At 33.0% G+C, this 12,848-nt stretch carries 17 protein-coding genes; 14 read left to right on the forward strand and 3 right to left on the reverse strand.

The features are described 5' to 3' along the window. The 5 genes from K6119_RS04280 to K6119_RS04300 all read left to right on the forward strand — a co-directional run bounded on the left by K6119_RS04280 (window position 1) and on the right by K6119_RS04300 (window position 3,473). Window positions 1–633: an alpha/beta hydrolase gene (locus tag K6119_RS04280; RefSeq protein ID WP_221835695.1), complete on the forward strand. Its 633-nt coding sequence runs from the start codon at window positions 1–3 to the stop codon at window positions 631–633. 53 nt (window positions 634–686) lie between these two features. Next, complete coding sequence (locus K6119_RS04285) at window positions 687–1,271, forward strand: hypothetical protein (protein ID WP_221835697.1); 585 nt, start codon at window positions 687–689, stop codon at window positions 1,269–1,271. Between the two features lie 58 nt (window positions 1,272–1,329). Then, window positions 1,330–1,965, forward strand: coding sequence for a hypothetical protein (locus tag K6119_RS04290; RefSeq protein WP_221835699.1), 636 nt, complete (start codon window positions 1,330–1,332; stop codon window positions 1,963–1,965). 65 nt (window positions 1,966–2,030) lie between these two features. Next, window positions 2,031–2,474: a hypothetical protein gene (locus K6119_RS04295; RefSeq protein ID WP_221835701.1), complete on the forward strand. Its 444-nt coding sequence runs from the start codon at window positions 2,031–2,033 to the stop codon at window positions 2,472–2,474. A 138-nt stretch (window positions 2,475–2,612) separates the two neighbouring features. Then, complete coding sequence (locus tag K6119_RS04300) at window positions 2,613–3,473, forward strand: endo alpha-1,4 polygalactosaminidase (protein ID WP_237828093.1); 861 nt, start codon at window positions 2,613–2,615, stop codon at window positions 3,471–3,473. A 21-nt stretch (window positions 3,474–3,494) separates the two neighbouring features. Here the strand turns inward: K6119_RS04300 and K6119_RS04305 are convergent, their stop codons facing one another. Beyond that, window positions 3,495–4,925, reverse strand: a complete 1,431-nt coding sequence (locus K6119_RS04305; protein ID WP_221835705.1) for an AAA family ATPase — start codon at window positions 4,923–4,925, stop codon at window positions 3,495–3,497. A 342-nt stretch (window positions 4,926–5,267) separates the two neighbouring features. On the opposite strand from K6119_RS04305, the gene K6119_RS04310 reads away from it, so the two are divergent. The 7 genes from K6119_RS04310 (at window position 5,268) to K6119_RS04340 (ending at window position 9,885) form a co-directional block, all read left to right on the forward strand. Continuing rightward, complete coding sequence (locus K6119_RS04310) at window positions 5,268–5,627, forward strand: hypothetical protein (RefSeq protein ID WP_221835706.1); 360 nt, start codon at window positions 5,268–5,270, stop codon at window positions 5,625–5,627. A gap of 182 nt (window positions 5,628–5,809) precedes the next feature. After that, a complete protein-coding gene (locus tag K6119_RS04315) occupies window positions 5,810–6,553 on the forward strand; it encodes a hypothetical protein (protein ID WP_221835707.1) in 744 nt (247 codons plus the stop codon). Between the two features lie 16 nt (window positions 6,554–6,569). Further along, window positions 6,570–6,986, forward strand: coding sequence for a hypothetical protein (locus K6119_RS04320; protein WP_221835708.1), 417 nt, complete (start codon window positions 6,570–6,572; stop codon window positions 6,984–6,986). Window positions 6,987–7,074: 88 nt separating this feature from the next. After that, a complete protein-coding gene (locus tag K6119_RS04325; RefSeq protein WP_221835710.1) occupies window positions 7,075–7,923 on the forward strand; it encodes a hypothetical protein in 849 nt (282 codons plus the stop codon). Continuing rightward, window positions 7,920–8,885 (forward strand): hypothetical protein, encoded by a 966-nt coding sequence (locus K6119_RS04330; RefSeq protein WP_221835712.1) that lies wholly within the window; start codon window positions 7,920–7,922, stop codon window positions 8,883–8,885. Before K6119_RS04325 ends, K6119_RS04330 begins: the two co-directional genes overlap by 4 nt. Before the next feature lie 133 nt (window positions 8,886–9,018). Continuing rightward, window positions 9,019–9,264: a hypothetical protein gene (locus tag K6119_RS04335; protein WP_237828094.1), complete on the forward strand. Its 246-nt coding sequence runs from the start codon at window positions 9,019–9,021 to the stop codon at window positions 9,262–9,264. 60 nt (window positions 9,265–9,324) lie between these two features. Further along, the gene (locus K6119_RS04340; protein WP_221835716.1) at window positions 9,325–9,885 is read left to right on the forward strand and encodes a hypothetical protein; all 561 of its coding nucleotides are present in this window, start codon (window positions 9,325–9,327) and stop codon (window positions 9,883–9,885) included. A gap of 36 nt (window positions 9,886–9,921) precedes the next feature. Here the strand turns inward: K6119_RS04340 and K6119_RS04345 are convergent, their stop codons facing one another. Further along, window positions 9,922–10,425, reverse strand: a complete 504-nt coding sequence (locus tag K6119_RS04345) for a T9SS type A sorting domain-containing protein (RefSeq protein ID WP_221835718.1) — start codon at window positions 10,423–10,425, stop codon at window positions 9,922–9,924. Window position 10,426: 1 nt separating this feature from the next. Beyond that, the gene (locus K6119_RS04350) at window positions 10,427–11,380 is read right to left on the reverse strand and encodes a tail fiber domain-containing protein (protein WP_221835721.1); all 954 of its coding nucleotides are present in this window, start codon (window positions 11,378–11,380) and stop codon (window positions 10,427–10,429) included. 213 nt (window positions 11,381–11,593) lie between these two features. Here K6119_RS04350 and K6119_RS04355 point away from each other — a divergent pair, with 213 nt between their 5' ends. Further along, window positions 11,594–12,091, forward strand: a complete 498-nt coding sequence (locus K6119_RS04355) for a hypothetical protein (protein ID WP_221835723.1) — start codon at window positions 11,594–11,596, stop codon at window positions 12,089–12,091. Between the two features lie 32 nt (window positions 12,092–12,123). After that, window positions 12,124–12,831, forward strand: coding sequence for a hypothetical protein (locus K6119_RS04360; protein WP_221835725.1), 708 nt, complete (start codon window positions 12,124–12,126; stop codon window positions 12,829–12,831). Window positions 12,832–12,848 lie beyond the last annotated feature (17 nt).

The raw sequence follows: 12,848 nt of genomic DNA on the forward strand, positions 1-12,848 counted from the left end.
TTGAAACTCTATTGCCTAAGCGGACTTGGTGTTGACCACAGAGCATTTCAAAATCTCCAACTAGAAGGAGTAGAAATGGTTCATATTGCTTGGATTCCACCGCAAAAAAAAGAATCACTTAAGTCATACGCTCAAAGACTTTTTGAATCTCAAAATATACCTGAAGATTATAATCTTATTGGAGTTTCTTTTGGAGGAATGATTGCACAGGAATTTGCTAAAATTCGAAAGCCTAAAAATTTGTTTCTTATTTCTACTATTCGCAACAAATCCGAACTGCCTTTTAAACTCAAAATTGCAGGGAATTTAAGGCTAGACAAAATTGCTCCTATCCTCTTGTTAAAATCTGGAAATGCGCTTACCTACTACTTTTTTGGAGTAAAAAAAGTGGAAGACAAAGCATTGCTCAAACAAATTCTCAAAGACACAAATGGAAAGTTTCTACGTTGGGCCATGCGGGCAATTCTAAATTGGGACAAAACCGAAAATGTTGGTGGAACAAGCATCCATGGTACCAAAGACAGAATCTTAAAAAATCATTCAACTGAACACCCAATTCTCGGAGCCGGACACTTTATGATTGTCACCCATGCAGATGAAGTAAAAGATGCGGTGATGAAGAATTGGTTGTAGAATGAAATTGTTAGCTTTAAGGGAACATTTAACCTTCAACTAATATTACAATTATGGGATTTAATATTTCTGGATTAGCAATAAATAAGAACTACGAGAATAATTTTGATGAATTACAAAAGGAGTTAAACTGGAGTCTTGAAAAACAAGGAGAAATTGACTTTGAAACCGCCTCTTCAAATTGGAAAGAAGAAGGAATTTGTGATGTCTACTTTTCTGATAACGGTACACTCCTTTTTATCAGTATGGATATGTGTACTGATGCATGGCCATTAAAGGAAGCGAACTCTTTAACTTTTGCTTTATCAGAAATATCAATGGCTTTTAATTTAAACTACTGTGAAAACGGAGTAATGAAAAGGTCCATCATGGAGGTTGAAGACAATAGATTAACTGAAGAAGGAGAGAAATTAGAGGTAGAACAAAAATCTCAAGACACTTCTGAAATTATCTGGAATCAAATGGGTGCAGTTATAGGTAAAAGTTTTTGGGATATTGAGCCTGAAGAAAAAGCAGTTCGATACGTATTTGTCAAACAAAAAAGACAAGAACCAAGTAGCAAACCTAGTTCTGACAGGATTGAAAAGAAAGAAACAGTTCAAAAGTTAGACAAGAAGTGGTGGCAATTTTGGAAATAAAATGAAGTCTTTTCACTTTACACTAAGGAAATTCTGGGCAGTCAAAAACATTCTTTCATTGAAAAATAGTCAAATAAAAATTCGCTATTTACTGATATTCAGTTTAATCACTTTTATCTTAGCTTGTAGAAATGATAATTCTGAAAATGTAGAAAAGAAGAATCCTCTAGAGGATATTTTAAAGGATTTACCAGACATTAATCAATTTCAACCAAAAGGGCAATTAATTGCTTCTTTTGATTGTTTAGTAAGAACCGAAGATCCGGAATGGTTAGAAACATTCCCTGACGGGATTATACCATGGGTTAATATTGAAAATCCTATGGAAGATATAGATATGTTGATGAATAAAGATCAAATTGTACTTTCCGAAACCCAAGCAATACTTGTAATTGACTATCCTGTTGGTGAACCTATTGAAATAGATATTCAAACTACCAATTCTGGTGGTTTTACCCTTGAAGAAATAGTATTAATTACAAGTAGAGAGTACATCCGTGTATATCAAGAAGATTTTGAAACAGCTCGAATAGAAATGTTAAATTCAAAAGACACAACCTTAATGGATGGAATTAAAACCAAGGGAAAATATGGCATTTGGGGGCATGGAATTTCTGAACTTGATTTATCAAGTATCGAAACTAGAATGGATTCAGAGGGAAAGGTTTTCATTTATTTGAATGTGGTATCGTAGAAAATTGTTAAAACCCAATTGTAAAACTTAATTTAACTGTTTTTGAGAAAAGGCGAGCTTTAAACATGAGTCATCAATCTGAAATTCAAACTTTTATTAATAAATTTTACTTGTATTTCGTTTTGTTTCCCCTATTAACAATTGGAGGAATCTCTCTTTTATTTCAACTAAGTACACCACCAACTGATCCCTTTTCAGGAATGGCCAACTTTATATGGAAATTGCTTTTTTTGTTGTATGTAATACTGATGGTAGTAGCTTCTTTAGGTGTACTTAGTTCCAAGATAAGGTGGGTTCAAAAAAATGTGTTTTTTGAAATATTGCTTTGGTTTATAGCACCATTTTTCTTAGACTTTATCATTGTTTTTGGCAGGATAAATGGCAATGATTTGGATATAGGATTAATTTCTGCAAACCTTATGTTATTGCTAGCTATTAGCAATTTAATTACACTTGTTATTGGATATTATCAATATAGAATGAAATTAAAATCAATCTTAGAACATTAGTTAGCTTTCAATGACTATTTAAAGAAACTCTTTAGTATTTTATTAGTTTTTGTCAGTATCATTTATTTATTGAGTTATTTTATATTTCCCGAAGCATATAGTCATTTATAGCTTAATTTTGAAGCAAACGAACCAAAGATGATGAAGAATTCTGTTAGCACTAAATTGTTTAAGTACTTAAGCATATGTTGTGCAGGTCTTTTGGGTTTTGCAAATTTATCTTGCAAAAAAGACAGTGAAGTAAAACCAGAAGGAAACAGTCAGGCCATTGCGGTTTATAATCAAGCATATTGTGAGAATTATGAAGCTGATAATATTGACGATATCATTCAAGAAGCCAAAAATGCCTATGTATTAGTAGATCCTTTTGCTGACGGAGTTGTAGAGAAAATCCCCCAGATTAAGACAAATAACAACCAAGTAGGTGGATATATTAGTATTGGTACCGGAGAAAATTGGAGAGATGACTTTAACGCAATGCAGCCATATTTAGTAAGTAAACAATGGGGTGAATGGGATGGAGAATATTTTGTCAAAGAAACTACTACCGGAATAATTGAAATTATGAAAGCTCGAATTGACAAATTAGCTGATTGGGGCTGTGATTGGGTTGAATTTGATAATATGGATTGGTTCTTTGATGAAGAAAGCAATGACACTTATGGAATTAATGTAACAGAAGCTGAAGGAATTGCTTATTACAATGAATTGTGTGATTATGCTCATTCAAAAGGATTGAAATGTATGGCTAAAAACCATGTTGTCCAGGCTGTAAATTTTGATGGTGTTTTGTATGAATCTTACAATAAAGAAAAAGATTGGTGGGATCATGCAGGTGCGCAGAGTTTTTTAGATTCAGGCAAACTAGTGATCATCAATCATTATCATGAGAAACAACCTAACCTTGTATATTCAGAATACATGGATTTGTACAACAGTGGAATTTCATATATCTGCGAAAGCTCCAAAGAAAAAAAGTACATCCATTATAATCAATAGTAAAAATTGAATTTATTGGTTTTAATCAAAGAAAATTCCAATTGTAAAGTCATTATCTACTAAGTCTAATTTGTGCTTATTGTTTGTTACTCCATAGGTTGTGATTAACGTTAAATGGACCATTTTTTTGGTATCAGTAACGATTTTCAATCCCTCTTTTTTAGTTCTTAGATTCTTAGCGTAATCCGCGGAAATTGTGAACTCAGTTGCATAAAATTTCATTTCACATATATTAATAACATCATCTTTTCTGTCTATTAATAGATCAATTTGAAATCCTTTATTGAATACATCACTCTTCTTGTGTAAATAGCTATTTATAGAAGTTTGTACACCTGAAATCCCGAGTGCATTTTTAATCTTATCTGAATGTTTCATACAAAGATTTTCAAAGGCATATCCGCACCATATTTTATACTTTTGTTCTTGACTGATCCTCATCCATTCATCTTTGGCAGGAGCTTTTAAACCTTCAATAAAACTTAGATAAAAAAGTGAATATTCATCCGTGAGGCGGTAGAGCGTTTCTTTCTTTTTGTTTTCCAAAGGCAGATTAGTTGTAATAAAACCAGATGACTCTAATTCACTCAGAATTTTTGAGAATGTCCCTCCATCTGAAATACCTGTAGTATCCAGAATTTCTTGTCTTTCAAACCCTTTTGACTTACTGGATAGGGCTTTTATTATTTTTATGTGATTACCAGCATTGTCAAATAAAGCAGGATAAAGATTTTCAAATTCATTCCTTAAAACGCCATCCTTGTCAAAACACATTTCCTGAATATTTTGTGCTGCACTTTTGCCCTTTTGGATTTGTTCTAAATAATGAGGAATTCCGCCAATTGCCATATACAGTTGTATAATTTGATAATCACTGATCTCAATATTCTTAGCTTTTAAAAACAACTTTGTTTCTTCTAAATTGAAAGGTAGCAGGGTAATTAACTTAGTTATCCTATTATGAAGCCCTCCTTTTGCATTCACTACATGCTCAAGCATCCAGGAAGCAGCAGAACCACATAGCACTACTACTATATTTTGTTGAGATGCCCAATTGTTCCACCAATGTGCCAAAGCTTCAGTAAATCCGGATTTTTTACCAGCTATCCAGGGTACTTCGTCAAAAAACAAAACCCGCTTAGTGGAATTCTCTTGTTTTTGAATTTCATTGCTTAGTAGATTAAATGCTAATAACCAACTATCGGGCTGCTCAAATTGATTCCCATTTCCAAAGTAAGCATTCATTTGAAGTGTAAAATTGGTTAATTGACTTCTCAAATCTGCACCTTTTAGACCGGTCATCTCAAATACTTTGAACTTCTTATAAACTTCTCTAATTAGAAATGTTTTTCCAACACGGCGTCTTCCTATCACAGCAACCAAATGAGCTTTATCATCTTGTATATAAGATTCCATCATTGCGATTTCTTCTTTCCTACCTATAATTTTCATCTTATATTCTTTAGCGGAATCTCATCTAATATACAATATTTTCGCTACATATTAATTTATATCCAGCGGAATCTATATTTTATTTAATCTTTCCGCTACCTATAGACTGCTCCAAAATTAAAACATACTTAAAACTAAAGTGAAAATACAACCACCTATTCTCCTAGTTTTATTAGCTTTAACTATCACAATTAGACAACAACAATGACCCAATTTATCATACCCCTATTTACCGCAATAATTCTATTTAGCGCTTGTTCCAATGAACCAACCACGAACATCCAAACACAAGAATTAGAAACAAAAGAAATAATCCGGTTTGATATTAACGGGATTTCGCTTATGGATTCCTTTAAGCTGGAACGCTTTATTGAGGCTTGCGGAAAACCAGATTCAATTATAACCGGAGGTCCTGAAATTGTGCAGGAATTTGGAGCAGATGACTATTTACTATATTATAAAAACGTCCAAATTTCCGCTGGGCATGGATATATTCTATCAGCAAAAATTAAATCAACAGATTTTGCAATCAACGGACTCAAAATTGGAGATAACTTAAATAAAGTAAATAGTACCTTTTCTTCAAACTTTGAACATTCAGATACCATCAACATTCTAAGTTCAAGTGATGACAACCTCAAATTATTGCTGGATGATAATGGCATGATCAAAGAGATGTCACTCTGGTGCAATGTGTTGTGATTAGGGAAAGTAGCTAATGAATTTAACTCAATTATAGTAAGGAATCTAATCAATAATCTTACTTAGTACTTTTTGTTACTTCTATACATTAAAACTACGGGAATACACCTTCAACAAAAGTGAAAATATATCCAACTATTCTCCTAGTTTTCTTAGCTTTATCTAAACTCAATCAACAACTTATGAAATTTTTAACTCAAATCCTTATCGTAATGGTTGCGTTCAATTCTTATGGACAGCAACTAAATATCGGTTTACATATCAGTAATCCAATCAGAGACACAAAAGTTGGCTGGTATGATATAGACGCAGAATCATTTGATGATCATGATTTAAAAAACAGATCAATAGCCTATGAGTTAACTTCAACTTATGCTTTGAAAAAGTTTGATTTACGATTAAGGATGAACTACATGCGAATCAATATTCTTGAATATCAAGATAATTACTTTGCGGGTACACGAAACCAAGTAGACGTTCAAGCTACTCAAAACAAATTTTCAATTTCACCCGGTATATTCAAAAGAATTAATATTGAACAATTGTCATTGTCCTTTGGATTTGAAGCAATTTACACTTATCATGGTCAATTCAAAATGAACCTTGAATCGCTACAATCCGACTCTATTTCAGGTACTGTTTTTTTTGATTCCTTTGGCACCTCAACCATTCCCAGTGGCTATGCAATAGGATTAGGAACTCCATTTAATTTTGGATTTAAAATAGGTAATAGATTCGTCATACAGGCAGAATATTCACCATCAATGTACTACGCAAAGCTTGGTGGTACAACCGTATCAACAGAATACTCTAACAACCCTTTTTATTCCGATAGTGGAAGCTGGTATACTGAAGATGTCTATGAAGGTTTTGCTCATTTAGAACACCGTTTTTCCTTTGGCTTGGTATATTGGATGAAGCTTTAAAAAAGTCATAGTAAGTATGAACATGCTCATCAAAACCTTTATATCAAATCCTAAAAAGCTCTTATTATTAGATGCATCAGGTGCACTTTTATCTGCTTTTTTGTTGGGTGTTGTTTTAGTAAAAATCAATACAGTTGTTGGCATTCCTGTTTCTGCATTGTACATATTAGCTATCATTCCGTGCTTTTTCGTTGTATTTGATTTATTTGCCATTTCACGTAAAAATGAGCAGTTAGGGAGATACTTAAGGATTATTGGTGCACTCAATTTAATGTATTGCATCACCTCAATAGTCTTTGTTATTATCCATTCAGATAGCATTGAAGTATTAGGTTGGGTTTATATACTTTCTGAACTCATTATAGTTATCACTTTAGCAGGAGTAGAATTTTATGTATCCGGGAAAGTGAAAATGGGTACCATCAATAGTTAAATCTTATAGTTGGAAATTGTTAGCTTTAAGGGCAAAGCTAAGTAACCTTTTCTGTTTCAAACTTTATAACCAAAAAAGGATAACCCAAATGATCCACAAAGGAATCGTATTTCTGATTTTTATATTTCAATCCAATTTACATTATGGTCAATCTGATACCATAATAATTCAACATTGGAATCAATTATCCAAGGATGGTATTTACAAAATTTCCGTCAATCATACTTGGGATTCAAGTACCACTGTTTATTGCGGAGCATACAAAAACAATAAATACATAGGAACCTGGATAAAATATTACGGGGGTGATTCTATCTTTTACTCTTATACAGATGAAGGCATCTTAGTGGAAAGAAAAGAATACTTTGGTGGCAAAATTCTCAATCATGATCAGATCAAATTTGATACATTGGATTCTCCAATTATTATCACAAAAAAATATCGATTATGGCATAGAAAAGAACCTTATAATTATGAGAACCGACCAGTAAGCACTCATTATTTCAAGATCATAGATAGTCTTTGTGATTATTCTAAATTTGATTACTTATGGCAATCACCTATTGGAGGTGATGGTGTTTATATTTCTGACACTAATCACAGAATTCATTCATATAAAGGTTATTATCAGGCATGTCCCAAAAATCAATTCAAATCTCAATTTGAAAGTTTTGAATCTCAAGGAAAAAGACATTTAATCTTCAGGAAAGAATTCAAAGGAGATTCTATTATGAAAAATTCGTTAAACGAAGCATACTATTATGATGGTTCTAAAGAAACGCTTATTGCGAAATTTGAATCAAATGGTGAACTCACTTTATTAATTCCTCGAAAGATGGCAAATGAAATTGTCGATAGTTTTGAAAATACATCATGGTTAGCTAGAGACCATAAAAATAAGTTCAAGTATACTGTTTTAGCAATGTTTATGAAATGAAACCAATACTCTCAATATTACTTCTGTTTACTTTCATATCCTGCTCAACTGAAAATGCTGAACAAAATGAAAACCAAACAATTTCTGTCCTTTCAGAAAAAACTAAAAAACATTACACTGCAGTGTATGATAGAAATGGTGTGATTGGCACTAGATATTTTAAAACTTGTGGTGATGATCATGAACATTTTTCCTACTTGAGAGATAGTGTAAGTATCTCAGAACTATTATACATGCTAGATGACACATGTTCTCCGGCATTTAAGGTTTTCCTTATTCAAGAGATTCACTCTAGTTCACCAGAATATGACAGCTTTCTCCGAACAAAATTTGAAGCAGACTCTACTAAAATTTTATTCACAACCAGCTGTGTTGGAATTGCCTTCTATCAAACTTTGGGCATGACCTGTAGGAATATTTTAATATATAATTCATTCATGACACCTGAAGGCAAAATAGTAGATTATATGAAACATAAAAGGCATTTCTTTCCTGACAGTATTCTCTCCTACTCAACCGATAAATTTCCTGAATCTTGGGATACAAAAAGAAAATTAAGAAAATCTGATTCTGAAGTTTTAATGTGGGAACACATCTGTGACAGCATTGGTAGAGAATTTAAATTATGTCTTACTTATTTGGAACAAGTGGATTCCAGCGGAGATAAAAACATAATAATTGAACAATCATATTCTGAATCGCCATATTTTGATAAATGGAAAACTGCCTATATTACTGTAGAAATTGATTCAGTTGAATTTACAGACTTGCTAAAAAAGGACTTTAACCATAATCCAAAGGAGTTTGAAATGTATCAGCTATTTGATGAATTTAGGATTCATGCGATCCATGAAAATTGGATGACTATTGAGGCTGGAATTGATCTCTCACTTTGGGCAGAAAGATTAGGCTACACACCTTTGGAATATTTTAGCAAAGTAAGATCTCACATGGTACATTAAATTGTCACATTTACCTTTTAAAATGAATTTAAAGTGTTTTTATTCCTGGCTTATCTTGATTAGTCTTCTACTAACAAATTGTAGTGAATGCGAAGGATGCATGGATTGTGAATATTCCAATTTTGAAGACAGCATGATTGTTGACAATTTTACCTTAAGTGGAGATTCTATTTCAACCGTAATACTGACATTTACAGATACTTCAAAAAAATGGAAAATTCTTTTGGATTCACTTGAACTATACGAAGTTGTTAAGTACGAATTTGATATTTCAGAATTTACTAATAAGGAGAATAGATATAGAGTAAATGGCACTAAAATTATTCAAGGCTCTTGTTCAAGTCCTTATGGGATAGAAGAAATAGAATTAATACAATAGCTTGAATTCATATTTTCAAATTATGAGATTTTATAAATTCAACAAATACGAGTCGCTAACATGAAGTCTTTTACAACATTATCTCTCATTTTACTTTCTTGTTCTTGTGGTAATCCCGAGCAAAATGAAACTGATTATCAACAGGAAGAAATCAATCTTGACACTACAACTCAAGTTGGAAATGAAATCATTCGTCCAAATTATCCGAATAATTTAAACAGCATTTGGGATTCTGTAGAGTTTATAGCGGACTGGTTTAAGCATGATGCAAAAGATTCTAAAACACTTGAAAATGTGCCCAATGACTTTACAAGCTTTTATGATGAATTCATTTCCGATAGTTCCTATCAAAAGAAATCAATTGACTTTACCGGTTTTTTAGGTGTTATTGGTGAATGTGATTCAACTATTAGATTGCATAATAGTAACTGGGATTATGACAAATGGGACTTTCGTGATTTTTTTAATCAAGAAGAAGGATGGGATGACAGAATCTATGTAAAGAAAAACGTATTCTATTATGAGTTTGATTTAATCGAAATAGGAATAATTTACCGCAGAGGATTTCTTAAAATTGATGGAGTTTGGAAAATGGTTTTTGAAGAAGTTAATACTTGCTAAAAAAAATGGAGGCTTTTTACACCTCCATTTCCTTATTTAAAGTTTAACAATTTTAAATTGCTTACTGAGAGCGCCGTTCACACTTCGTAAATTTAGAATCCATGTTCCTGCGGGCAGTTCAGACATATCTACTTGTCCATTGAAACTGCTCACAACAGTGAAATTTGGAATATTAATCACTTCTCTTCCTAATAAATCAACTATTGAACCTGTCAATTCTTGATTCTCAAACCCTTCAATCTGATAATTCAAGATATCAGTTACCGGATTAGGAAAAATTGAAACACTGGCATTAAAGTCAGTTTCTGTAATCCCGGATTGTGAAGCAGCATCTACTTGCTGAAAACCTTCTGACAATATCAATCCCGGATTGTGATAAGTAACCGCAAACTCCCCCAGTGTCCAAGAAACCTGAAATCCTGTTGTGGTACTTACTCCCGCAGTTGCAACTACATCTCGGTCTAAACTTACCTGAGCGTATGAACTCAGTCCGAAAAAAGTAGTCGCAATAAATGCTGTTGAATACAATAATTTCTTCATACTACTTTTCTTTTATTAGTGCTTTCAATTCAGCCATTTCTTTCTTAAGATTTTCAACTTCATCATTCAACTCCTGAATAGCTTTAATAGATACCACCGCAAATCCGTCATAAACAATTCCTGAATATCCATTTTCAATATCTCTCACTAAATCAGGAAATAAAGGCTCCACATCTTGTGCAACAAAACCATATGATCTTTTATCATCTGCCTTGTTTCCATTGTAATAATAAGATGAAGGCTTTAATTGCATTATCTTACCCAATACCGGTTCTAAATCAACTATATCGTGCTTTAATCTTCTATCAGATGTTTGAATGTATGCACCATCAGCTGAAGCAATATCTGCACGCCCCAAACCATTGAAAATAAATTTATAGTTATGTGTATTAACTCCTATTCCATGCTCCCAATAGTCTGTAGTTGTTTGATGTTCAACTCTAATAGCTTTATTTGAAACAGTTTGTTTAATGTGAAGTGACAGTGCCGGACTCGCAGTATTGATTCCTACATATCCTCCATTGTAATATACCGCAGTTCCATTTTCTAACCAAGGTCCTGCTGATAAAGCGTGTAAAGCATAAGGTACTGACATAAGCTGAGCTGTTCCTAAATCAACATAACCACCACCCAAATCTATTTCAACTTTTAAGTGATGTTCATTTGTTCCCCAACCAATTGATGAAAACGTCCCGGAAGAAACGGTACCTGTTCCTACTTGCAATGAAAATTGTCCGTATTGATTAGTAGTAATAGCATGAGTTTCTTCATACTCTAAAGTGGCCGCGCCAGAACCTGAATAAATTCCAATTTTAACGTCCAATGACTGGCTACTTAATAAGTTTCCCGCTCCGTCTCTAGCTACCGCCTGATAATTAAATGCTTCAGGAGCTTGTGCAAAACCAAAGTGAGCAATTGCGAAGAATATCGCCAATATGTAAAATTTTGTTTTCATGTTTTTCTTTTTATAGATTTCAATATTGAAACTAAGTTAGCTGGGGTCACTTCAATTTTAGCTGATCAAAATCATTTACCTATTTGATTCTACTCACTTATGTGACATTAATTTGAACACGAATTCAACCTCAACCATTTCGAATAATAATTAGCAATCTGATTGTCAATAAAGTCTGCTGGTATTTAATAGCTCAACTAATAACTTGGCCAAATGAAATCGCTATACATCTTGTTGCCCGTATTACTTTTTTCCTGCGTCAGAACTGAAAAGAAAATAGTAAAAGAAGTAGTCTATCAAACTGACACTATTTATATTGAATTGGAGGACACCTCAACAAAACCATGGGAATTAGAATGCCTTGACACCGCATACACTACTTTAGACATGAATGTTTGTTCGTTAGATTGTTTCCTGGTAGCGGATAGCGTACTAGAAGTGCGATATGACAACATTATAGCATATTATAATAAAGGTATAAATGGATCTGAAGGGATGGATTATGCTAAAAGATGTAAAATTCAAAAAAAGAGGTTTCAAACCTTTCACAATGATTTTCTCAAAATGCGAGACACCATGGAAGAAATGGTAAGCACCGCCTTTGAGGGAATTAGATTTAGTCCATTATATGTTAATTCCTACACCTTGGGAATGACAGAAGATCAAATTGAGCTTTATGAGAATTTTCATGAAGTGATGGACACCAGATAGCTTTAATTTCTGATTATATTACCAAGGTAAAAATGTATAAATATTTACTCATAATCCTTTCAACCTTGGCTTTTGGATGCACTAATCCTGAAAGCAAAAATGAGACTGTGCGCGAAACCACTTTCACAGAAAAAGATTCTATAATACCCAATGCAATTAGAGATTCAATTCGCGCAGCAAACCATCTAATTATTGAGAACATATTAGTGAAAAACAAGATTGAAGTTGATTTTAAGCATTATGACCTGGATGAATGTTTCCCAACCTCATACGACACGGTAAATACAACATTTGAAGCAGCTAATAACTTAGGAAAGATTTTGAATGATGATAATGAAGTATACACCATTGTATTAAATCCTCTAAACTTTTGTGAAGAAGGGCAATCCTATTACTTTACTGCAGATTTACCCCGTTTATCTACAGATTCAGAATGTTGTCATCCCAATAGCTTATTTAGTGTTGGAGATCTTGATGAAGATGGTATTGATGAGATCGGACAATATTATTCATCTTGTACCAGCAGATACAAATCATTGAAAGTGTACAGTTTAAAAAATAACGCCTGGAATGAAATAGGAAAATGCACTTATGACCTTGCTTATTCAGATTTCGGAATAGGTGAATTTTCAAATTATGTTCGCAAACTGGGCAAAGGAGTTTTTGAAATGCTGGAAATCACAGATATTGGAGACCCAAAATATGAAGGCAAACCAAACTGGATCAGGTTTCAGATGTAGTGTGGTTTAATTGGTTA

Source organism: Paracrocinitomix mangrovi, assembly GCF_019740355.2.
GTDB lineage: Bacteria > Bacteroidota > Bacteroidia > Flavobacteriales_D > Crocinitomicaceae > Paracrocinitomix > Paracrocinitomix mangrovi.